Annotated in this window: 16 protein-coding genes, 3 tRNA genes and 1 pseudogene; 7 read left to right on the forward strand and 13 right to left on the reverse strand. The window is 63.8% G+C overall.

The features are described 5' to 3' along the window. Positions 1 to 5,230, forward strand: a pseudogene (locus tag YH3_RS22750) (acyltransferase domain-containing protein); the annotation flags it as partial. Positions 5,231 to 5,240: 10 nt separating this feature from the next. Further along, positions 5,241 to 5,639, forward strand: coding sequence for a holo-ACP synthase (locus YH3_RS22755; RefSeq protein ID WP_042446143.1), 399 nt, complete (start codon positions 5,241 to 5,243; stop codon positions 5,637 to 5,639). 58 nt (positions 5,640 to 5,697) lie between these two features. Here the strand turns inward: YH3_RS22755 and YH3_RS22760 are convergent, their stop codons facing one another. Further along, on the reverse strand, positions 5,698 to 6,399 hold the full coding sequence (locus YH3_RS22760; protein ID WP_003945379.1) for a TetR family transcriptional regulator: 702 nt from the start codon (positions 6,397 to 6,399) through the stop codon (positions 5,698 to 5,700). 290 nt (positions 6,400 to 6,689) lie between these two features. Between YH3_RS22760 and YH3_RS22765 the strand changes: the two genes are divergently transcribed. After that, the gene (locus YH3_RS22765) at positions 6,690 to 8,039 is read left to right on the forward strand and encodes a dipeptidase (RefSeq protein ID WP_064444090.1); all 1,350 of its coding nucleotides are present in this window, start codon (positions 6,690 to 6,692) and stop codon (positions 8,037 to 8,039) included. Here YH3_RS22765 and bcp read toward each other — a convergent pair. Further along, entirely contained in the window at positions 8,036 to 8,509 is a 474-nt protein-coding gene (gene bcp / locus YH3_RS22770) for a thioredoxin-dependent thiol peroxidase (RefSeq protein ID WP_007733290.1), read from the reverse strand. The genes YH3_RS22765 and bcp overlap by 4 nt on opposite strands. Positions 8,510 to 8,654: 145 nt before the next feature. Here bcp and YH3_RS22775 point away from each other — a divergent pair, with 145 nt between their 5' ends. Then, the gene (locus YH3_RS22775; RefSeq protein ID WP_007733292.1) at positions 8,655 to 8,876 is read left to right on the forward strand and encodes a DUF3618 domain-containing protein; all 222 of its coding nucleotides are present in this window, start codon (positions 8,655 to 8,657) and stop codon (positions 8,874 to 8,876) included. Between the two features lie 66 nt (positions 8,877 to 8,942). Here YH3_RS22775 and YH3_RS22780 read toward each other — a convergent pair. The 3 genes from YH3_RS22780 to YH3_RS22790 form a co-directional block, all read right to left on the reverse strand. Continuing rightward, positions 8,943 to 9,015, reverse strand: a tRNA-Lys gene (locus YH3_RS22780). Between the two features lie 93 nt (positions 9,016 to 9,108). After that, positions 9,109 to 10,539 (reverse strand): amidase, encoded by a 1,431-nt coding sequence (locus tag YH3_RS22785; RefSeq protein WP_064444091.1) that lies wholly within the window; start codon positions 10,537 to 10,539, stop codon positions 9,109 to 9,111. A 111-nt stretch (positions 10,540 to 10,650) separates the two neighbouring features. Further along, positions 10,651 to 10,723, reverse strand: a tRNA-Lys gene (locus YH3_RS22790). A 368-nt stretch (positions 10,724 to 11,091) separates the two neighbouring features. Between YH3_RS22790 and YH3_RS22795 the strand changes: the two genes are divergently transcribed. After that, entirely contained in the window at positions 11,092 to 12,261 is a 1,170-nt protein-coding gene (locus YH3_RS22795) for an Ig-like domain-containing protein (RefSeq protein WP_125052658.1), read from the forward strand. Between the two features lie 134 nt (positions 12,262 to 12,395). On the opposite strand, the gene YH3_RS22800 is transcribed toward YH3_RS22795, so the two are convergent. Beyond that, positions 12,396 to 13,358, reverse strand: a complete 963-nt coding sequence (locus YH3_RS22800) for an oxidoreductase (protein WP_064444092.1) — start codon at positions 13,356 to 13,358, stop codon at positions 12,396 to 12,398. A gap of 55 nt (positions 13,359 to 13,413) precedes the next feature. Here YH3_RS22800 and YH3_RS22805 point away from each other — a divergent pair, with 55 nt between their 5' ends. Continuing rightward, complete coding sequence (locus YH3_RS22805) at positions 13,414 to 13,824, forward strand: MerR family transcriptional regulator (RefSeq protein WP_003945340.1); 411 nt, start codon at positions 13,414 to 13,416, stop codon at positions 13,822 to 13,824. Between the two features lie 290 nt (positions 13,825 to 14,114). Here the strand turns inward: YH3_RS22805 and YH3_RS22810 are convergent. Both YH3_RS22810 and orn read right to left on the reverse strand, forming a co-directional pair. After that, positions 14,115 to 14,187, reverse strand: a tRNA-His gene (locus tag YH3_RS22810). Between the two features lie 84 nt (positions 14,188 to 14,271). Beyond that, positions 14,272 to 14,871 (reverse strand): oligoribonuclease, encoded by a 600-nt coding sequence (orn, locus tag YH3_RS22815; RefSeq protein ID WP_024487359.1) that lies wholly within the window; start codon positions 14,869 to 14,871, stop codon positions 14,272 to 14,274. A gap of 120 nt (positions 14,872 to 14,991) precedes the next feature. On the opposite strand from orn, the gene YH3_RS22820 reads away from it, so the two are divergent. Next, positions 14,992 to 16,731, forward strand: a complete 1,740-nt coding sequence (locus YH3_RS22820) for a helicase HerA-like domain-containing protein (protein ID WP_064444093.1) — start codon at positions 14,992 to 14,994, stop codon at positions 16,729 to 16,731. Positions 16,732 to 16,750: 19 nt separating this feature from the next. Here YH3_RS22820 and lysA read toward each other — a convergent pair whose 3' ends face one another. From lysA to YH3_RS22845, 5 genes are all read right to left on the reverse strand, one after another. Then, entirely contained in the window at positions 16,751 to 18,094 is a 1,344-nt protein-coding gene (gene lysA, locus YH3_RS22825; protein WP_064444094.1) for a diaminopimelate decarboxylase, read from the reverse strand. Positions 18,095 to 18,246: 152 nt separating this feature from the next. Further along, positions 18,247 to 18,684 (reverse strand): hypothetical protein, encoded by a 438-nt coding sequence (locus tag YH3_RS22830; protein ID WP_063316250.1) that lies wholly within the window; start codon positions 18,682 to 18,684, stop codon positions 18,247 to 18,249. A 172-nt stretch (positions 18,685 to 18,856) separates the two neighbouring features. Next, positions 18,857 to 19,660 (reverse strand): mycolate reductase, encoded by an 804-nt coding sequence (gene cmrA / locus YH3_RS22835; protein WP_007733327.1) that lies wholly within the window; start codon positions 19,658 to 19,660, stop codon positions 18,857 to 18,859. Positions 19,661 to 19,679: 19 nt separating this feature from the next. After that, the gene (locus YH3_RS22840; protein ID WP_030537591.1) at positions 19,680 to 21,710 is read right to left on the reverse strand and encodes an NADPH-dependent 2,4-dienoyl-CoA reductase; all 2,031 of its coding nucleotides are present in this window, start codon (positions 21,708 to 21,710) and stop codon (positions 19,680 to 19,682) included. After that, positions 21,707 to 22,321, reverse strand: coding sequence for a PadR family transcriptional regulator (locus YH3_RS22845; protein ID WP_064444095.1), 615 nt, complete (start codon positions 22,319 to 22,321; stop codon positions 21,707 to 21,709). Before YH3_RS22845 ends, YH3_RS22840 begins: the two co-directional genes overlap by 4 nt. Between the last annotated feature and the right edge of the window lie 41 nt (positions 22,322 to 22,362).

Consider the following 22,362-nt stretch of genomic DNA (forward strand, 5'->3'; position numbering starts at 1 on the left):
GGCGAACTGGTCATGGTCGCCACCGGCCGCACTGCCGCACCGAAGACCGTCTACGCCTTCCCCGGCCAGGGCATTCAGCGCCCGGGCATGGGCCTCGACGCTCGCGCACGCTCCAAGGCCGCCCGCGACGTCTGGGAGCGCGCGGACAAGCACACTCGTAAGGCGCTCGGATTCTCGATTCTCGCTGTCGTGCGAGACAACCCGGTGACCGTCAAGGCCCGTGGTGTGGAGCACAGGCATCCCGACGGTGTCCTGCACCTGACTCAGTTCACCCAGGTGGCCATGGCCGTTCTCGGTGTTGCCCAGGTTGCCGAGCTGCGCGAATCCGGAACCTTCATCGAGGATTCCCTTCTGGCCGGTCACTCGGTCGGTGAGTACAACGCACTCGCTGCTGTCGCCGAGGTTTTCCCGCTCGAAGCACTTCTCGAGGTCGTCTTCCAGCGTGGCTCCGCCATGCACCAGCTCGTTCCCCGTGACGAAGCCGGACGCTCCGACTACCGCATGGCCGCTATTCGCCCGTCGCAGATCGGTGTTTCCGACGACGACGTGCAGGGCTTCGTCGCCGGTGTCGCCGAGACCTCCGGTGAGTTCCTCGAAATCGTCAACCTGAACCTGCGCGGCAGCCAGTACGCCATTGCCGGTTCGGTAGCCGGTCTCGACGCACTCGAGGTCGAAATCGATCGTCGCCGAGCAGAATTCGGTGGCAAGCGGGCATACATCCAGGTTCCCGGCATCGACGTGCCGTTCCACTCCACCGTCCTTCGCGGTGGCGTGGCGGACTTCCGCGTGTGCCTGCAGGACTTGCTCCCGCACGACATCGATCCGGACATCCTGATCGGCCGCTACATCCCGAACCTGGTTCCGAAGCCGTTCTCGCTGCGTCGTGACTTCGTTCAGGAAATCGCCGACCTGGTGCCGTCCGAGCCGCTGCAGGAAGTCCTCGCAGACTTCGACAGCTACGCAACGCGCACTCACGAGTTGTCCCGCATCATCCTGATCGAGCTGCTGGCTTGGCAGTTCGCCAGCCCGGTCCGTTGGATCGAGACGCAGGACCTGCTCTTCGGTGACGAGTCCGAAGGTGGACTCGGGGTCGAACGCTTCGTCGAGATCGGTCTCGGCGCTGCCCCGACCGTTGCAAACCTCGCGTCGCAGACCCTCAAGCTGCCGGGCCGCTTCGGCTACCCGGTCGAGGTTCTCAACGTCGAGCGCGAAGCCGCGATCGTCTACGGCACCGACGTCGACCCCGCTGTCGATGACGACGACGAGATCGAAGCGCCTGCCGCGCAGGCTGCTCCGGCCGCCGGGTGGACCGCGTCCGGACGACCTCACCTTCAAGGCGCCCGACGCCACGAAGGTCCTGATCAGCCTGTGGACCAAGCTCCGTCCCGATCAGGTCGGCCCCGCGGACACGATCGAGGCACTGTGCGACGGCGTTTCCTCGCGTCGCAACCAGCTTCTGGTCGACCTCGGCTCCGAGCTCTCCCTCGGTGCCATCGACGGGGCCGCAGACGCCGACATGGGCTCCCTGGGGGCAACCGTCGACAAGCTCGCCCGTACGTACAAGCCGTTCGGACCGGTGCTCTCCGATTCGATCAACGATCACCTGCGTAAGGTCTTCGGCCCCTCGGGCAAGCGTCCCGGCTACATCGCCGACCGCGTCAAGAAGGTCTGGGAACTGGGCGACGGCTGGGCACACCACGTCACCGCAGCAGTGGCTCTCGGTACCCGTGACGGCGCCAGCATCCGCGGCGGCGACCTCGGTGGCCTGAGCTCCGGCGCACTGGCCGACGCTGCAGCAGTGGACGCAGTCATCGACAGCGCAGTTGCCTCGGTCGGGTCTGCTCGCGGAGTCAGCGTCTCGTTGCCGGCTACCGGCGGCGGAAGCGGCGGAACCGTCGACGCAGCCGCTCTGGGTGAGTTCACCGAGAACATCACCGGTCGCAACGGCGTTCTGGCCTCGGCCGCACGCCTGGTACTCGAGCAGCTCGGACTGAACGAAGAAACGGCAGTCGCGACGGTCGAGGACACCGAACTGGTCGACCTGGTCTCGGCTGAACTCGGCTCCGACTGGCCGCGTCTGGTTGCTCCGGCATTCGACGCGCAGAAGGCCGTTCTGCTCGACGACCGCTGGGCAAGTGCGCGTGAGGATCTCGCTCGCATTTGGCTCGGTGACACCGCGTTGTCGGTCGAGAACTTCATCGGTGCCGGCTCCACCGTCGCCGCACAGGCAAAGTGGTGGGCCACCCGTGCAACCGACGAAGGCCGCACCGCACTCGCCGAGGTCTACACCCGCATCGCTGATGCGGCTGCTGCGGCAGAATCCGACGCACCCGAGTGGGCAGGCGAGGTCGCAGTAGTGACGGGCGCCAGCAAGGGTTCCATCGCGGCAGCGGTCACGGGCAAGCTCCTTGCCGGTGGCGCAACGGTATTCGTGACCACCTCGCGACTCGACGGTCAGCGTCTCGGCTTCTACCGCGACCTGTACCGCGAGAATGCTCGCGCCGGTGCCGCCCTCTGGGTGGTTCCCGCGAACATGGCGTCGTACACCGACGTCGACGCGCTGATCGACTGGATCGGCAACGAGGCCACCGAGAACGCAGGCGGCGCAAAGAAGCTCATCAAGCCGGCCATGACGCCGACGATGCTCTTCCCGTTCGCAGCTCCCCGTGTCGGCGGCGAACTCTCCGACGCCGGCGCTCGCGCCGAAATGGAAATGCGCGTGCTGCTCTGGTCGGTGGAGCGCCTCATCGGCGGTCTGTCGAAGATCGGTTACGACAGCGATGTCGACACGCACCTGCACGTGGTGCTGCCCGGTTCGCCGAACCGCGGAACGTTCGGCGGCGACGGTGCATACGGTGAGGCCAAGGCTTCGCTGATCGCCGTGGTCAACCGCTGGAAGGCCGAGCGCAACTGGGCCGAGCGGGTCACGTTGGCACACGCGGTCATCGGTTGGGTTCGCGGAACCGGACTCATGGGTCACAACGATCCGATCGTCGACGCGGTCGAAGCAGCGGGCGTCCGCACCTGGTCCACCCAGGAGATGGCGACCCAACTGCTGAAGACGGCAACCCGCGAGTCGCGGCGCGCTGCAGCAGAGGCCCCGCTCGAGGTCGACCTGACCGGCGGACTGTCCGAGGCCAACCTGGATCTGGGTGCTTTGGCCAAGGAAGCTGCCGAGGTTGCCGAGATCGCCGAAGCTGTCGACGAAGCAGTGGACGAGTCCAGCATCCTGGCGCTGCCCGCGCCGGCTCGCATCGACGACTCGGTCAAGGCTCCGAGCTGGCCCGAACTGGACGTCACCCCCGCGGACCTCGTGGTCATCGTGGGTGCCGGAGAGCTCGGACCCTACGGTTCCTCGCGTACCCGCTTCGAGATGGAGGTCGACGAGCAGCTCTCTGCCGCAGGCGTTCTCGAATTGGCGTGGAACACCGGACTCATCGTCTGGGAGAACGACCCCAAGCCGGGCTGGTACGACGTCGAATCCGGTGACCTGGTACCCGAGGCGGAAATCGCCGACAAGTACCACGACGCAGTCGTCGAGCGTTGCGGCATCCGTCGCTACGTCGACGAGGGCGCGATGATCGACAACACCGCTCCGCTGCTCACCTCCGTGTTCCTGGACAAGGATCTGAGCTTCGTGGTCGGCAGTGAGGCAGAGGCTCAGGCCTTCGTCGAATCCGATCCGGAGAACACGACGGCGACGGTTTCCGCCGAGTCCGGAGACTGGACGGTCACCCGCCGCGCAGGCACCGAGATCCGCGTCCCGCGCAAGATGAAGCTGACTCGTAGTGTGGGCGGTCAGATTCCGACCAACTTCGACGTCACCAAGTGGGGCATCCCCGCCGACATGGCAGATTCGGTCGACCGCGTCGGCCTCTGGAACATCGTCGCAACGGTGGACGCCTTCCTCACCGGCGGCTTCACTCCGAGCGAACTGCTCCGCTGGGTACACCCGAGCCTGGTCGCCAACACGCAGGGCACCGGCATGGGCGGCATGACCTCCATGAGGAGCCTGTACATCGACACGCTGCTCGGCGAGAACCGTCCGAACGACATCCTGCAGGAAGCGCTGCCGAACGTCATTGCAGCGCACGTCGTTCAGTCGTACGTCGGCGGTTACGGCGCGATGGTTCACCCCGTCGCCGCCTGCGCCACGGCAGCGGTATCCGTCGAAGAAGGCGTCGACAAGATCCGACTCGGCAAGGCGCAGTTGGTTGTTGCCGGCGGGTTCGACGATCTGAGCACGGAAGGCATCATCGGCTTCGGCGACATGTCGGCCACTGCCAAGACCGAGGACATGCATGCCAAGGGCATCGAGGATCGCCGCTTCTCGCGGGCCAACGATCGTCGCCGCGGCGGATTCGTCGAGTCGGCCGGTGGCGGAACGATTCTCCTCGCTCGCGGTGACCTGGCACTCGAGATGGGTCTTCCCGTCCTCGGTGTGGTCGCCTGGGCCGGATCGTTCGCCGACGGTGTCCACACCTCGATCCCGGCACCGGGACTCGGAGCACTGGGCGCCGGACGTGGGGGAGCGGATTCGCAGCTTGCACTCTCGCTCAACGCTCTCGGCGTGAGCGCCGACGACATCGCCGTGATCTCCAAGCACGACACCTCCACTGCCGCCAACGATCCCAACGAGGCGGAGCTGCACGAGCGCCTCGCCGGGGGATTGGGACGCAGTGAAGGCGCGCCGATGTTCGTGGTCTCGCAGAAGAGCCTGACCGGTCACGCCAAGGGTGGTGCCGCAGCCTTCCAGCTGATCGGGCTCTGCCAGGTACTGAGCCAGGGCATCGTCCCGCCGAACCGCAGCCTCGACTGCGTCGACGACAAGATGGCCGAGTTCGAGCACCTCGTGTGGGCACGTCAGCCGCTCAAGTTCGGTGAGCATCTTCCGCTGCGTGCCGGCCTGCTGACCAGCCTCGGCTTCGGTCACGTCTCCGGACTGATCGCAGTCGTGCACCCGCAGGCATTCGTCGAGTCGGTTCCGGCCGACAAGCGTGACGCCTATGTTGCTGCGGCCCAGCAGCGGACGATCGACGGTCAGCGTCGCCTCGCGAAGGCGATGTGCGGTGGCGACAGCCTCTACGAGCGCCCGGCGGATCGTCGCCTCGGTGCCGACGGAACGCCGGCCAAGGCGTCGCGTCAGCTCGAAGCGGACATGCTGCTGAGCGAGGACGCACGACTCGGCGCAGACCAGGTGTACCGCTCGAATCTGCCCGGCTGCAAGTAGTAGTCACGGTATGGGAGTTCTGGGTATCGGTTTCGACCTCGTGACGGTGTCGGAGTTCGCCGAGCAATTGAACAGGCCGGGAACGGCAATGCTCGACAACTTCACACCGGGCGAGCGTCGAGACGCCGTTACCCGGAGCACCGAACCGGCACGACATTTCGCCGCCCGGTGGGCTGCGAAGGAAGCAGTGATCAAGGCATGGTCAACTGCTCTCTTCGCCGGCCCACCGGTGCTGGGGGAAATGATCCACAATCAGATCGAGGTCGTCTCGGACGCCTGGGGGCGCCCCGGCATCCGGCTTCGCGGTGACGTGGCCAAACACCTGACCGGAGTGAAGATTCATATCTCGCTCACCCACGACGGGGACATGGCGGGCGCTTTCGCGGTCATCGAATCCGACCCGGAGTAGCACTGCCGGACACGAAAGAGCCGGTCTCCCAAGGGGAGACCGGCTCTTTGTCGCTCGACTAGTCCTTCGTGCGGGATTCCTTCTCGGCGACGAGGAGATACGCGATCATCAACCTTTTCAGTTCGGCGACGGCGTCGGCATGCGACTGACCGTCCTGAACCGAGAAATTGAGCATCGAATACACCACGTGGACAAGAACTTCCGCCATCATCAGGCGACGATCTCGCCGCGTACGAGGCGTCAACGGGCCGAGCATTTTCGCTACGGTCTCGGCGAACTGCTTTTCGTGAATGACTCCGGTTGCCCGCGTGGACGGCGTCGACTGCATCGCCAGCCAGACCTCGCGGCGCGACGGATCAGACGTCCACAGCCCGGCCATGTGATCGACGAAACTGTTCAGGAACCGCAACCAGTCGAGCGAGGGTACTTCGCCGCCGAACTGAGCAAGCTCGTGCTGGACCCCGACGAGGTCCTGGCGGTTCAATTCGCACACGATGACGTACTTGTTCGCGAAGAACTGGTAAAGCGTCCCAATCGGGACGTCAGCACGTGCCGCGACTTCTTCACAGGTGAACGATTCGAAACCGACATCGGTGAGGAGTTCCCGTGACGCAGCCAGGAGTGCGTCGAATTTACGCTGGCTGCGCTCTTGCGTCGGACGCTTGCGCGGCAGCAGTTCCTGCGGTTCTTCGAGGCTCTGGGGATTCTCCAGTGCTGGGTCGACTCGTCGCCGCGCGCGGTGACGAGTCGTGGGCTGCACGTCTTCCAGGCTATCGGTGTTTTCTGTCGAATTTGGGACTTGTGCATTATCCGGTGTCATCGGCCACCTACTTCGGCGGTCGTGATCGGTCGAAACGCACCGCGCAGGTGCGCGCACACGAGTCCCGATGCTGTTGCCACACCTCGATACTAGGTGACCAACTGTCCAGTAGCCGAAGAGGTTGCTGCGCGGTGTGGCGCAACGGCGATCCTGGCGCCTGCCTACGTCCGATTCGGGCAGACTGAGATTCTTCGGGCACACCGAGATTCGATGCCGAGGAGAGGGAGACGATGACGGAAGAACTGCGAACCGCGGTAGGTGAACTCATGCCGCGTGCCCGTGAGGATCTGAGTGCACTTGTGGCGATGAAGTCCGTTGCCGATGCACGGCAGTACCCGCCGGAAGAATGCGCGGCCGCTGCGCATTGGGTCCTGGAGGCATTCCGGGCTCAGGGTTTCGCCGATATCGAGGCGATCGAGACCTCCGACGGTTCGGCCGCGGTTGTCGGGCGTCGACCAGGCCCGGGCGGTGCTCCGACCGTTCTGCTGTACTGCCACTACGACGTTCAGCCGCCCGGAAACGAAGAGCTCTGGGGCTCCCCGCCTTTCACGCTCACCGAGCGCGACGGACGGTGGTACGGACGGGGCGCTTCCGACTGCAAGGGCAACGTCGTCATGCATCTGACAGCTCTGCGAGCGCTCGCCGCAGCCGGTGTGGATCCGAGCGTCCACCTGACGCTCGTCGCCGAAGGATCCGAGGAGATGGGCACTGGCGGTCTCGAGGATCTGGTGCGAGAGCGGCCCGAACTTTTTGCAGCCGACATGATCCTGATCGCCGATACCGGCAACACCGAAGTCGGGGAGCCGACGATCACGACGTCATTGCGCGGGATCGCGAACGTTGTGGTCCACGTGTCGACGCTCGAGGGTGAGATTCACTCCGGTGTCTTCGGTGGACCGGCGCCCGATGCGATCACCGCGCTGGTGCACATACTCTCGACGCTGCACGACAGCGCCGGAAACACCACTGTCGAAGGCTTGACCAACGACCAGGAGTGGGCGGGTGTCAGTTATGACGGCGATCAGTTCCGCTCCGACGCCGGGGTGCTCGAAGGGGTGCAGCTGACTGGTTCCGGTTCGGTCGCCGAGCAGGTGTGGGCTCGTCCGGCGCTGACCATCCTGGGTATCGACTGCCCGCCGGTCGTGGGTTCGGCGGCGGCGATCACGCCCCGCGCGTCGGCGCGCCTGAATCTTCGTGTCCCGCCTGGCACGGATCTGGCGCAGGCACAGAAGTTGTTGACGGACCACCTCCGCGCGGCGGCGCCGTGGGGCGTCCACATCGAGGTCGTTCCGGAATCGACGGGATCGCCGTTCTCGTCCTCGACGGAGGGTGCAGGTTTCGCGCAGCTGAAGTCCGCGCTCACCGATGCCTACGGCCGCGAAGTCGGATTTGCCGGCCAAGGGGGATCGATACCGCTGTGCAGTGCACTGGCCGAGCAGTTCCCCGACGCGGAGATCGCGTTGATCGGCGTCGAGGAACCGCAATGCCGCATTCATGCGCCCGACGAAAGCGTCGACCCGTCGGAGATCGAGAATCTCGCTTTCGCGGAGGCTCTGTTCTTGAGCCGGTACGGGAGTTAGACCGACAGATCGCGTCGTAGCTTGGCGACGTGGCCGGTGGCCCGGACGTTGTACTGGGCCACCTCGATCTTGCCTTCCTCGTCGACGAGGAACGTCGAGCGGATGACGCCCTGGACGGTCTTGCCGTACATCTTCTTCTCACCGAACGCGCCCCAGGCTTCGAGCGTCGCCTTCTCGGGATCGGAGAGCAGCGGGAAGGTCAACTCTTCGGTATCGCGGAACTTCGCGAGTTTTGCGGGCTTGTCCGGCGAGATTCCGATGACTTCGAGGCCGGCGCCGTTCAGCTCGGCGAGGCTGTCACGGAAGTCGCAGGCCTGCTTGGTGCACCCCGGGGTGCTGGCCGCCGGGTAGAAGTACACGATGACCTTGCGGCCGCGGTAATCGTGAAGGGAAACCTCGTTGCCATCGGCGTCTGGGAGCGTGAAATCCGGCGCGACGTCGCCGGCGGACAATCTACTGTTCTCGGTCACGGGAATCGAGGTTAGTCGAGAAATTGCGCGGCAGGTGGGCGCGAGGGCATTCTGCTCCTCTACGGTAGAGCGAAGTGTCGGCGCGCTGCGTCCGCACAGCAGACCCGCACACAGAGCAGCAGAACACAGACAAGTTGGAGGACACGTGCCCAGGGACACCGAGAGCATCGAACGCGAGATCGAGAAGGCGCGTAACCAGCTCGCGAGCACACTCGACGAACTGACGGTCCGCACCAACCCGAAGCGGCTGGTCGAGAACACCAAGAAGACGGTGCTCGCCAAGCTCAACGAGCCGGCAGTGAAGTACGCGCTGATCGCAGTCGGTTCAGTGGTGGGAATACTCGTGGTCCGGAAGATCATTCGCTGACCCGAGTTGTCGAAGACAGAACATGAAGAAGGCCCCCACCTGGTGAGGTGGGGGCCTTCTTGCAAGTGCGCCCACAGGGACTCGAACCCCGGACCCAGTGATTAAGAGTCACTTGCTCTACCAACTGAGCTATAGGCGCTCGCTCTTGCGAGACAGAACATTAGCCGACAGGCTCAGGAGTTTGCAAAACGCGTGTTCATCGTGGTGACGATGGTTACATCGCTTCCGGAATTCACGAGTGTGGAGGGTGCGAATCCGGCCAGCGGACGGTGCTTTCCAACTGCTGTGCGACGGCGAGAATGGTCGGTTCACCACCGCTGCGCCCGACCAGTTGGACGCTCAGGGGGAGTCCGCGTTCGGAGAACCCGGCGGGCACAGCGGCCGCCGGGTTGCCGCAGACATTCCAGATCGAACAGTAGGCGGCGATCGGCAACGCCTTGCGGACTGCTGACAGAAGGCCGGTTCCTTCGAGTTGTCCGATCGGGCGTGGCAGCGCGGGCGTGGTCGGCATCAGGACCAGGTCGAAGGTGTCGAAGACCTGGTTGACCGTCGCCGCGATTCGCTCACCTTTGCGGTAAGCGAATTTCCCGACGCGCGCGGGAGCGGCTATCCGGCCGATCGACGCGAGTGCTCGTGTGCGCTTCTCGAGTAACGCTGGATGATCGACGCGCAGTGCTTCGTCGCGGACGCCGCCGAGCACCTGGGGGAGAAATGCTGCAGTTGCGTCCGGGTACTCGGGATCGTGCTCTTCGACGTGATGTCCCAACGCGCTCAACATCTCTGCGATCGAATGCACCGCGGCAACGACCTCCGGGGACGGGCGGACGCCCCGGACCGGACTCCGGGTGGACACTGCAATGCGAAGCGGCCCGGGCGCCGACGCGGCTGACTCGGCAAAGCTGGTGCGGAGCGTTTCGGCTGTGTAGTCGTCGATCCCGGTGATACCGGTTATCACGTCGTACACGAGCGCGCTGTCCTCGACGGAACGAGTGAGAGGGCCTAGCGTGCCGAGTCCGCGCCAGAGGTTGCGGTTCGGCGCGGTGCTCACCCGACCGCGCTGCGGTTTGAGTCCGAACAACCCGCAGAACGCCGAAGGCAGTCGGATGGAACCGCCGCCGTCGCCGCCGATTGCCGCTGCGACCATGCCCGACGCGACGGCCGACGCAGATCCTCCGCTCGATCCGCCCGTTGATACGCCGGTGTCCCAAGGGTTTCTGGTGTAGCCGTTTGCAGCAGTCTCCGTGAAGGGCCAGATGCCGAACTCGGGCATCGTCGTCTTGCCGACGATCACCGCGCCGGCCTCGCGCAACCGCCGGACGACCTCTGAATCGGCCGATGCGATGCGAGTTGCTGCCGCACCGCCGTACGTCGTCGGCGTTCCGGCGACGTCGTTCTCGTCTTTGATCGCGATCGGGACTCCGTGCAGTGGGCCCAGGCTGTGGCCGTCGGCCTGGCGCTGATCGAGACGTGTCGCTTCGTCGAGCGCTTCGTCTGCGAGAACCCGCACAAAAGCATTGAGCGTCGAATCGAGGCGTTCGATACGGCGAAGTGTGTTCTCGGTGAGCTCGCGGGCCGATAATTCTCCGGACCGGATCAGAGCGGCCTGACCCGCAACCCCGGCAAATGCCAGCTCGCTGCCCGGTGTGGTTTCGCGCTCGGTCATCAATCCTCCAGGCCGTGGTTCCGATAACTGTGAAGTCTATTCACCACAACCTGTCCACCACGACACAAAGAAAAATCCCCACCTTCCGAAGAAGGTGGGGACCTTTGCAAGTGCGCCCACAGGGACTCGAACCCCGGACCCAGTGATTAAGAGTCACTTGCTCTACCAACTGAGCTATAGGCGCTCGCTCTTGCGAGACAGAACATTAGCCGAATCGCCGGTTCGGGAGCAAATCGCCAGGTGGAGGCGTCACCGCTGTAGTCCGATCGGAGGAAATCCGCTGAAAGCGGTAACAAAACGGACGGTTCGGAGCGATTGATACTTGAACGTTACTGACGGCGTGGGCTTTCATGACCGTTGGTAACGAGCGCGCCTGGCATCATTGGTGCAGCGCAGTCATACCGCAAGTCCCACTTGCCTTCCGGTAAGTGGGATTCGCATGTGACGCGGAAGTTAGTCGGAGAAATTGTGAAGCGGAGTCGAACGATGAGTCGTCAAAGGTGGGGTCTGTCCGTGCGCGGGGGGAACGGTCGAGCGTCGAAGGGCGCGGCGATGATCGCGGCGTCTCTCGGTGCTCTCGTTCTGATGACCGCGTGTACGTCGGGCGGCAAGGACGTCAGCACTGAAGGGTCGGCGCCGATCGATTCCAATCCGCTCACCGAACTCATCAAGCCGAAGCTCACCTCGACCGCTGCCGACGGCGCTGTCGGCTTTTCGCCGGGCGACCCGGTCAAGATCAACGTCGCTGACGGCGCTCTGTCCGACGTGACGATGGTCAATCAGGACGGCAAGGCAGTTGCCGGCGCGATTGCTGCCGACGGTGCGTCGTGGACGACCACCGAACCGCTCGGCTACAACCGCAAGTACAAAATCGAGGCCCGCGCATTCGGATTGGGTGGCGCCAGTACGACGGTCACGTCCTTCACCACCAGCGCGCCCGGCAACGTCACCAAGCCGTATGTCTTGCCCAACGAGGGTGACGTGGTCGGCATCGGTCAGCCCATCGCGGTGCAGTTCGACGAGAACATCCCCGATCGCAAGGCTGCCGAAGCTGCGATCACCGTCACCACGACTCCGGCCGTCGAAGGTGCGTTCTACTGGGTCAACAATCGTGAGGTCCGTTGGCGTCCGGAGAACTACTGGGCACCGGGCACCAAGGTCGACGTGAGCGTCAACGTGTACGGGCGCAATCTCGGCAAGGGAGTCTTCGGGCAGGAAGACGCGAAGAGTTCCTTCACCATCGGTGATGCCGTCATCGCCACGGCGGACGACAACACCAAGCAGGTCACTTTCCAGGTCAACGGTGAGACCGTCATGACCATGCCCACCTCCATGGGCAAGGACAGCACTCCCACCGACAACGGCGTCTACATCATCGGTGACCGCTTCGCGAACATGATCATGGACTCGTCCACGTACGGCGTCCCGGTCACCTCGGCGCAGGGTTACAAGACCCCCGTCGACTGGGCGACCCGAATGTCCTACAGCGGCATCTTCTTCCACTCGGCGCCGTGGTCGGTCGGGCAGCAGGGCTACTCCAACACCAGTCACGGCTGCCTCAACCTGAGCCCGTCCAACGCCAAGTGGGTCTACGACAACACCAAGCGTGGGGACATCGTCGTCGTCAAGAACACCGTCGGCGGCACTCTCTCCGGCACCGACGGCCTCGGTGACTGGAACATCCCCTGGAGCGTCTGGAAGACCGGCAACGCGGACGTCTGAGTGCGTTCCTGAAGCGCTGAACGCCAGAATGCCCCCGACCGTCCGGTTGGGGGCATTTCTGCATCTGCACACCTTTTGTGAGCGAAAGTGCCTCTCGGTCTATCTGAGGCGACGGGAGGTACGTTCGCTCGGTGTCAGCGTCGACCGAACGCGTCCACTCCGGTCATCTCAGCGGACAGTGTCCACAATCTGCGTGCGTCGGCGGGATCGGTAGCCCAAGGTTTCACTCCGCCGACGCTCATGTCATCAGTCTGCGCGACGTCCGCGATGTTGCAGTCCTGGAGGTACGCGCCGGAGTGATCGGCGAGTTTCGGTGCCGTCGCTGCCCACACCGTTGTAGCGGCGCCCTGGGAGGGAGTCTTGAACCCCGGCACGGCGTCGCCATTCGACGTCGTCCATCCGAGATCGTGTTTCTCTGATGCAGAGAAGTGACGTTGAAGGGGAGTGAGGATGCTCCCGGGATGGACGGAGAACGCACTGATACCGCGTGAAGCACCGGAGCTCGCCAGCTGTACAGCGAATAGAGCATTGGCAGTCTTGGCTTGACCGTACGCAAGCCAGCGGTCGTAACCGTTGCGGAAATGTATGTCATTCCAACGCACTCCCGACAGAAAATGTCCCGCCGACGAGACCGCTACGACGCGAGAGCCGTTTGCGGGCATGGCTGGCACAAGCAGGTTCACCAGTACAAAGTGCCCGAGGTGATTGATCGCGAATTGTGATTCCCATCCGGAGCCGACACGGAGTTCCGGGCAGGCCATGACCCCCGCATTGCAGATGATGATGTCCGGAGTGATCCGGGATTCGAGAATTTCTCGCGCACACGATCTGACACTGCTCGGGTCCGACAGGTCGCACGCTCGCACTTCGATACCCGGAAGGTCGGCCACCGCGCTCCGTGCCTGTTCTGGTCGGCGGGCAAGAACTACAACTCGCGCGCCGACCGAAGAAAGTGACTGCGAAACCTCATATCCCAGTCCGGAGTACCCGCCGGTGACCAAAACCGTAGTGCCTGTTAAATCTTGTCCGGCAAGTACGTCGTCGGCAGTGGAGACTCGGGAGTATCCGGTGTTGATTTTGCGCTGGATGGAATTCATGGCTGCGACCGTAAAATCTGGAGTGCACTCCAGGTCAAGGAAAGGTCGCCAGGCAATGCGCGAACTGTCAATCGGTGACGTCGCTGTCCAGACCGGAATCAGTATCGATTCCCTTCGATACTTCGAACGTGAGGAATTGCTCGTTCACGAGGTTGCGCGCTCGGCAGGTGGGCGTCGGGTGTACTCCGAAAGCGATGTCGCTTGGTTGAAGCTGTGTAATCGCTTCCGAGACTCGGGTATGCCGATCGCCACGATCCGCGAATTCGCCGCTCTGGTCAGGTCAGGTCCAGGAAACGAGAAGGAGCGGCTTTCACTTTTACAGTCGCATGAGGAGTTGATTCGATCCAGGATCTCTGCGCTGCAGGACAACCTGACCGTCATCCACGACAAGGTTTCGGCATACGAGCGACACGTTCGCGAGGGGACCGTCGCAGGCGTCTGGGAGCCGCAACCGTCGCCCGAGTGATCTCGGGTGGGTGATTTGCGGCCATTCCGGCCGCCCCGATGTGAGCGAAAGTGGCTTTCGGTCTATCTGAGGCGACCAGAGGTACGTTCGCTCAGCTCGGGCACGGGTTGCTCGGGAGCGCGCGATTTGTCGCGGTCGCCACCCCACCCACTTCGGGTGAACGTATCGCTGCCCCCGTCAGAGAAGGGGAGCGATACGTTCACCCGGCTGTGGAAGGGGAGATTGGGGCTGGCGCACAAACCAAAAGAACCCCCGAAAATGTCTTTCGACATCTTCGGGGGTTCCGCTTGGGTGAGCGACGGGACTCGAACCCGCGACAGCCAGGATCACAACCTGGTGCTCTACCAACTGAACTACGCCCACCATTGCCTCGGCCACCGGTTTGACCCGGCTGCTTTGACGAAAGAGATACTAGCGCGAAAGTCGGTCAGGAAGCCAATCGGCAGGTCAGGCGGGACCCAAGCCCTCTACGACGGCTGCAATCTCCGCGCTCGACGGTCCGGGCGCCGCGACGAATGCAGTGCCGCGGTAGTACTTGAGTTCGCGGATGGATTCCTTGATGTCGGCGAGTGCCCGGTGGGCGAGACCTTTTTCGGGCTGGCCGAAGTAGATTCGCGGGTACCAGCGGCGGGAGAGTTCTTTGATGGAGCTGACGTCGATCATCCGGTAGTGCAGGTATGTGTCCAGTGCCGTCATGTCCCGTGAGATGAATCCGCGGTCGGTGGCGATTGAATTGCCTGCCAAGGGAGCCGTACCGGCGACGGGAACATGCTTGCGGATGTACGCGAGCACCTCTTTCTCCGCCTCGGCGAGGGTGACCGTCGACTTACGAACCTCTTCGGTCAGTCCCGACTTCGCGTGCATCTTCTTCACGACGTCGGGCATTGCAGCCAACGCGTCGTCGTCGGCGTGGATGACGATGTCCACACCTTCGCCCAAGATGTTCAAGTCGCTGTCGGTCACCAGAGCCGCAATCTCGATGAGTTTGTCCGACTCGAGTCGCAGCCCGGTCATTTCACAATCGATCCATACCAATTTGTCCTGCACCAGGAACACAGTAGTGCGCGCGGGCGCGGGATAAGGTCTGCGGTGGAAACTCGACGTGTGTGAGACGGCGTTCGGGTGATGACAAGAACTTCGCCGCATTGCAACGAGGAGGGCTTTTCGATGACCGTGGATCCGAAGGACGGAGCAGCGCCGCTGACGCCGGCGGAGAAGGCGAAAGCTGCCAAGGCTGCCGCTGCCGAAGCCGCTCGGATTGCAGCTGAAGCCGCTGCAGCAGCTGAGGAAGCCGAGAAGGAAGCGGCTGCCGCTGAGGCCGAAGCATCGGCCGGAGCCACCCCCGCTGCTCAGGCGCCCTCGGGTGCTGCCGCTGAAATCGCGGCGGGCTATTCATCCGAGGGGCGGGGACTCGAGCTCGGCTCGGTGGTGATCGACGGTGTGGCAGATCCCACCGCGCGGGTGCGGATTCCGTTGGCGACGATCAACCGTCACGGTCTGATCGCCGGTGCGACGGGTACCGGCAAGACCAAGACGTTGCAGGGGATCGCCGAGCAGCTGTCCGCCGCGGGTGTGCCGGTTGTGATGGCCGACGTCAAGGGCGATCTCTCGGGTCTGTCGAAGGCGGGGGATCCGAGCGAGAAGATGAAGTCTCGCGCAGTCGAGACGGGCGACGATTCGTGGACTCCCGCTGGGATGCCAGTCGAGTTCTTGTCGTTGGGAACGGACGGAATCGGTATCCCGGTGCGCGCGACCATCACCAGTTTCGGGCCGATCCTGCTCAGTAAAGTGTTGGGCCTCAACGAGACCCAGGAGTCGACTCTAGGGCTGATCTTCCACTGGGCCGACACTCAGGGCCTGGCCCTGCTGGACCTCAAGGATCTGCGTTCGGTCATCGCGCACCTGACGAGCGCTGAGGGCAAGGCCGATCTGAAGGGTATCGGCGGAGTTTCCTCGGCGACGGCGGGAGTGATTCTGCGCGCGTTGGTCAACCTCGAAGCAGATGGCGGTGACACCTTCTTCGGCGAACCGGAACTCGAAACCGAGGATCTGCTGCGTGTCGTCGGCGGTGCCGGTGTGATCACGCTGTTCGAACTCGGTGCCCAGGCGGCGCGCCCGGCAATGTTCTCCACCTTCCTGATGTGGGTGCTCGCGGACCTGTTCCAGACGCTGCCCGAAGAGGGAGATCTGGACAAGCCGAAGCTCGTGTTCATCTTCGACGAGGCGCACCTTCTGTTCGCGGACGCGTCGAAGGCCTTCCTTCAGCAGGTGGAACAGACGGTCAAGCTCATTCGTTCCAAGGGCGTCGGCGTGTTCTTCTGCACACAACTTCCGACCGACATTCCGAATTCGGTGCTGTCACAGTTGGGTGCGCGGGTTCAGCACGCCCTGCGTGCCTTCACGCCCGACGATCAGAAAGCCCTCAACAAGACCGTCCGCACGTACCCGAAAACCGAGCACTACGACCTGGAAAAGGCACTGACTTCACTCGGCATCGGTGAAGCCATCGTGACCGTACTCTCGGAAAAGGGTGCGCCGACGCCGGTGGCCTGGACCAAGATTCGTCCTCCGAGGTCGCTGATGGACACCATCGGCAACGACGCGATCAAGGCGGCCGCGTCGTCGAGTCCGCTGAATCAGAAGTACGGCCAGACCATCGACCGCGAGTCGGCGTACGAGAAGCTGACGGCCAAGGTGGCCGGTGCTCCGACAGCGGATCAGTCCCTGGATCTTCCGTCGCTGCCCGATCTGCCGCCACCGCCGCCGGCCGAGCCGGAGGGCCCCAACATCGCCGAGCAGATCTTGGGCAACTCGGCTGTCAAGAGTTTCCTGCGCTCGGCGGCTTCGGCTGCGGGACGCGAGATTTCGCGAAACATCTTCGGCACCGGTAGTCGCCGCAGGCGCTGAGGCTCAGGCGCCCGCGAGGTCAGATGCCGACCTCGCGGGCCAGCAGGTCGTTGATCGATTCGCGCCTGATCAACGGCCGCGCAATCCCGCCCAGCACGGCGACGACCGGCGGCCGGCCGACGCTGTTGTAGGTGGAGGCCATGCTGTGGTGGTATGCGCCCGTACACGGCACTGCCAACAGGTCACCTTCATGTAGGTCGGCGGGAAGCCTTGCTCCGACGGCAATTTCGTCGCCCGATTCGCAGTGGCGCCCGGCGACGGTGACTTCCTGGAGCGGTGCGCGCGAATGTCGGTTCACCAGTTCGACGTCGTAGTGGCTGTCGTACAACGACACCCGAGGGTTGTCGCTCATCCCGCCGTCGACGGAGACGAAGGTTCGTCCCCCGCTGATCGACTTGATGTTCTGTACGCGATAGAGCGTGACTCCGGCCCGCGCAGCGATCGCTCGGCCAGGCTCGAGCACGATTTCGGGGCGAGGGAAGCGGTTTCGGGTGCACGCGTCGTCGAGAGTTTCGTCGATGACGTGAGCGAGGCGGGTCAGATCCAATTGGGCATCTCCCGGCACGTAGGCGATCCCATGGCCACCGCCGAGATCGAGTTCGGTGAGGATGATTCGATGCGAGCGTCGTATGTCGTCCATCTGTGCGATCATCGTCTCGATCGCGGGGCGGAAGAGTTCGGGATCGGTGATCTGGGAGCCGAGATGGCAATGCAGGCCGATGAGCTGCAGGTGCGTCGCGTTGGCGACGACGGATACCGTATGTTCCAGTTCTTCGGAAAACGCTGGTAGGCCGAACTTTTGGTCCACGATGCCCGTGGACACTGCCTTGTGTCCGTGTATGTCGATGCCGGGTGTGACTCTGACCAACACCTTCTGTCGGTGGGTGCACACCGACGCGAGCCGTACCGCTTCGCTGGGGGAGTCGAGGACGATCCGGCCGACACCCGCGTTGACCGCCGCCCTCAGTTCGGAAACCGATTTGGCATTGCCGTGCAGGATGATTCGGTGGGGGTCCACGCCCGCGGCAAGCGCGACGGCGAGTTCACCGGCGGAACAGACATCCACCCCGAGTCCCTCGTCGGAGACCCAGGTAGCCATCGCTCGAATCATCAGTGCCTTGCCGGCGTACACGATCTCCGAGTCGGGGAAGATCTCTCGATACGTGCGGCAGCGGTGCCGCACGTCCGCCTCGTCGACGACGTACGTCGGTGTGCCGTACTGGTCCGCGATCTCTTCGAGGGAGACGTCGCCGATGCAGACACGCCCGCTGTGGTCGTGGCGAGTACTGATGGGCCACAACGCAGGATCCATACGCGGTGTCATTGCGCCGCGTAGGGAGGGGAAGATTTCGAGTAGCGTCACGTCGATCTCCTGAAGGTGACCCGCCGTGTTGCGGGCTACTTTCAGATCTACTCCCGAAGATCACCGGTGGAGCGGATCTTGACGCTTACTTGACGCGCCGCCGAACGAGGTTGACGCGGCTCTGACGGCCTCGGCTTACTGTGCCTGTCGACTCACTGTGCTCGCCGCCGCCTCCATCCGAACCAACCGAGCACCGCGAGCAATGCCACCGCGGCGCCTCCGCCGATGACCGTCGATCGGTCGGCGGACACACCAACGGACGGAGTTCCGCCGGCACTCGGGGCGTAACCGGCGCCGTACACGGACTCGACCGCCGCTTGGATGTCGAACCCGGTTTCGGTAGCCGGCCCGCAGCTGTGCCCCTCGTGCTCGGCGTCGACGTCGTACGGCGCAGAAACGAACATCAGCTGCTCGGTGCCGAGCACGTAGCTTGTGCCACAACCGTTCCCGTTCGCGAGTGTCCCCACCGACGTCACCGATGCCAGATCGCCTTTGTAGACCCGGCTGACGTCGAACAGGTAGGTGTCCTCGAACCCGTCCGAAGTTTTCTCCGTCGGAGTCCCGAGGAAAACGGTGCTGGAGACGCTCACGGCTTCTTCCGGGGTAGCCGATGATGCGCACGAACATGCATTCGCTGCCGTGGGCAGCAGTAAGGGCAACCCTCCGTTCAAAAGAAGGATTGCCCCGACTGCCAGTGTTCTTCGCATCACCATTAACCGACTATACGGTCTGCTATGGCCTGCTCTGAGAAGTTTGAGTGAATCAGCCGCCGAGCTTCTTGTAGAACGTGCCCACGATCGGCGCAACGACGGCACGCGGGCTGTAACCGCCCGCGACGGACATCGCCTTGCTCAAGATGCCCGGTACGACGCGCATCTTGTTCTCGGCCAGGCCGTCGAGCGAGACCTTGGCGGTGTACTCGCTCGAGATCCAGAAGAAGTCCGGGACGAGCTTGTCGACGATCGACGCTTCGGCCGGGTCCGGGGTTTCGGTGCGTACGGGGCCTGGGGCGAGCAGGGTGACGTTCACTCCGGTGCCCTTGAGTTCACCTCGCAACGATTCCGCAAAGGTGTTCACGAACGCCTTGGTGGCGGCGTACGTCGCGTTGTTGGGGATCGGCATGTTGCCGGCCGCGGACCCGACCATCAGGATGGCTCCGGACTTGCGCGCGAGCATGCCGGGCAGCACGGCCAGCGTGAGATCGTGCACTGCAACGGCGTTGAGCTCGACCTGGTCGCGCTCGTAGGCCGGGTCCAGCTCGGCGATCGGCCCGAAGGTGGCGATACCGGCGTTGTTGCACAGGATGCTGATGTCGCGGCCACCGAGTTCCTCGACCAGAACGGCACGCGCCGCGCTGTCGGAGAGGTCCGATGCACGGACCTCCACCTCGACGCCGTGCGCGGCGCGAAGCTTCTCGGCGAGGGCCTCCATGACCTCGCCACGACGGGCAACGAGGATCAGGGAGTGTCCGCGTGATGCCAGATCAGCGGCCAGTGCCTCTCCGATGCCGGAGGAGGCGCCGGTCACTACGGCGCGGGCTGTGGTTGTGGGTGTCGGCAGGCTCACGATCAGTCAGCGTAGCCGGTCAGATCTTCGCGGCCAGTCGTGTGCCCTGTTCGATGGCACGCTTGGCGTCGAGTTCGCCAGCGACATCCGCGCCGCCGATGATGTGGGTCACCACACCCGCGACGGTCAATTCGTCCACGAGATCGCGAACCGACTCCTGCCCGGCGCAGATGACGATGGTGTCGACCTCGAGAAGTCGGGGCTTCTCGTGCTTCTCACCGAAGGTGATATGCAGGCCGGCGTCGTCGATGCGCTCGTAGTTGACGCCCGAGAGCTCGTGGACGCCCTTGTTCTTGAGGGCCGCCCGGTGGACCCAGCCGGTGGTCTTCGCGAGGCCGGCGCCGATGCGTCCTGGCTTGCGTTGGAGGAGGTAGACCTCCCGCTCGGAGAGTTCTGGTACCGGAGTGGTGAGAGCGCCCGGGGCCATTTCGGGTTCGGTGACGCCCCATTCCTGCTTCCACTCCTTGAGATGAAGAGTGGGGGAAGTGGGGTGCGTGAGGAATTCGCTCACATCGACGCCGATGCCGCCGGCGCCGATGACGGCGACGGACTTGCCGACGGGCTTGCCCTCTCGGACGACCTCGGCGTAGGTCAGCACCTTCGGGTTCTCGATGCCGGGGATCTTGGGAACCCGCGGCGTCACGCCGGTGGCAACCACGACTTCGTCGAAGGAGCCGATGAGATCTGCCGGTGCGACGCGGGTTTCGAGCTTGACTGTCACTCCGGCCACGTCCAGCATGCGGGTGTAGTAGCGAATGGTTTCGGCGAACTCTTCCTTACCCGGAATGAGCTGTGCGATCCCGAATTGCCCGCCGATCTTGTCCGAGGCCTCGAACAACGTGACCGAATGACCACGCTGAGCAAGGTTGAGTGCTGCGGAAAGTCCGGCGGGGCCGGCACCGACGACGGCGAGGTTCTTGGTCCGCCGGGTGGGGGAGAGGATCAACGTGGTCTCACGGCCCGCGCGCGGATTGAGCAGGCAGGAGACCTGCTTGTGAACGAAGGCGTGGTCGAGGCAGGCTTGGTTACAGGCAATGCACGTGTTGATCTCGTCGGACGCTCCGCGTTCTGCCTTGTTCACCCAGTCGGGATCGGCGAGCATCGGCCTGGCCATCGAAATCAACTGCGCGTCACCGCGGTTGAGGATCTCTTCGGCAGTCTCGGGCATGTTGATCCGATTCGAGGCGGCTACCGGAATGTCGACGTGCTTCTCGAGCTTGCTCGTGATGTCCACGAAGGCTGCTCGGGGAACCGAGGTGACGATGGTGGGCACCCGTGACTCGTGCCATCCGATGTCGGTGTTGATGATCGTGGCGCCGGCAGCTTCGACTTCCTTTGCCAACGAGACGATTTCATCCCAGGTCTGACCGCCCTCGACCAGGTCTGCCATCGACAACCGGAACACGATGATGAAGTTCGGGCCGACGGCCTTGCGTGTGCGTCGCACGATTTCGACTGCCATGCGTCGACGGTTCTCGGAACTGCCGCCCCACTGGTCGGTGCGCTTGTTCGTGCGCTCGCAGAGGAACTGGTTGATGAAGTAGCCCTCACCGCCCATGATTTCGACGCCGTCGTAACCCGCGGACTTGGCCAGACGCGCGCAGCGAACATAGTTCCGGATCTGCCAACGCACCCCACGGCCGGTCAGCTTGCGCGGACGGAACGGATTGATAGGCGCCTTGATCGACGACGCGGAGACACTGAACGGCTGGTAGCTGTAGCGGCCGGCGTGCAGGATCTGCATGGCGATCTTTCCACCCGCGTCGTGAACCGCCTTGGTGATCCGGCGGTGACGGCGCGCTTCGATGCGGTTGGTCAGCTTGGCACCGAAGGGCAAGAGCCAACCGGTGCGGTTGGGCGCGTAGCCGCCGGTGATGATCAAGCCGGCTCCGCCACGGGCACGTTCGGCGAAGTACTCGGCCAAGCGGTCGGTGTCCTTCGCGCGATCTTCGAGGCCGGTGTGGATCGATCCCATGACGACGCGGTTCTTCAGCGTCGTGAATCCGAGGTCGAGCGGTTCGAGCAGGCGGGGAAACTGTGTATCCGTCATGACTGAAGATGTCCTTCCGTGGCGTACTCGCCGGTGTCTTCGGTGGCGGGCTCGCCAGTGTCTTCGGTGGCGTACTCGCCAGTGGGCAATGCGTCCAGAACTTCCTGGCACCAGTCGGTGAATCCTTCTTCGACGCGGATGCCGCCGCGAAGTACGAGGTACTGGTGCAGTGAAGAGCCGGAAAGCGCTGCTGGATTGGGGAAGTCACGCTTTTCGATGAGTCGGTAGACGTCGAGGCGGGCGGCGTGGCCGTCGCGGTGGCGAGCGACTTCGCGTCGTAGAGCGGGGAGATCGGCGTGCGCAGCGGCCCTGATCTTGATGGCCAACTCGTTGCGCAGGTGGTTCGGTTCGGACGGCTCTGCGATCCATCGGGTCAGTTCGGCGCGGCCGGCATCGCTGACGCGGTACATCTTCTTGTCCGGTCGGCCGTCCTGCGCGATGGCCTCCACCTCCACCCAGCCTGCCTCGTCCATTCGCTTGAGGACTCGGTAGATCTGCTGGTGCGTCGCGCTGTGGAAGAAGCCGATCGACTTGTCGAACCGGCGTGTGAGGTCGTATCCCGACGCATCCTGTTCGGAAAGGGAGACGAGCAACGCATGTTCGAGTGCCATGGAAAAAGTATCTATGCACTCAGGTGCGTATGCAACTAAGT

Source organism: Rhodococcus sp. YH3-3 (assembly GCF_001653035.1).
Taxonomy (GTDB): Bacteria; Actinomycetota; Actinomycetes; order Mycobacteriales; family Mycobacteriaceae; genus Rhodococcus_F; species Rhodococcus_F qingshengii.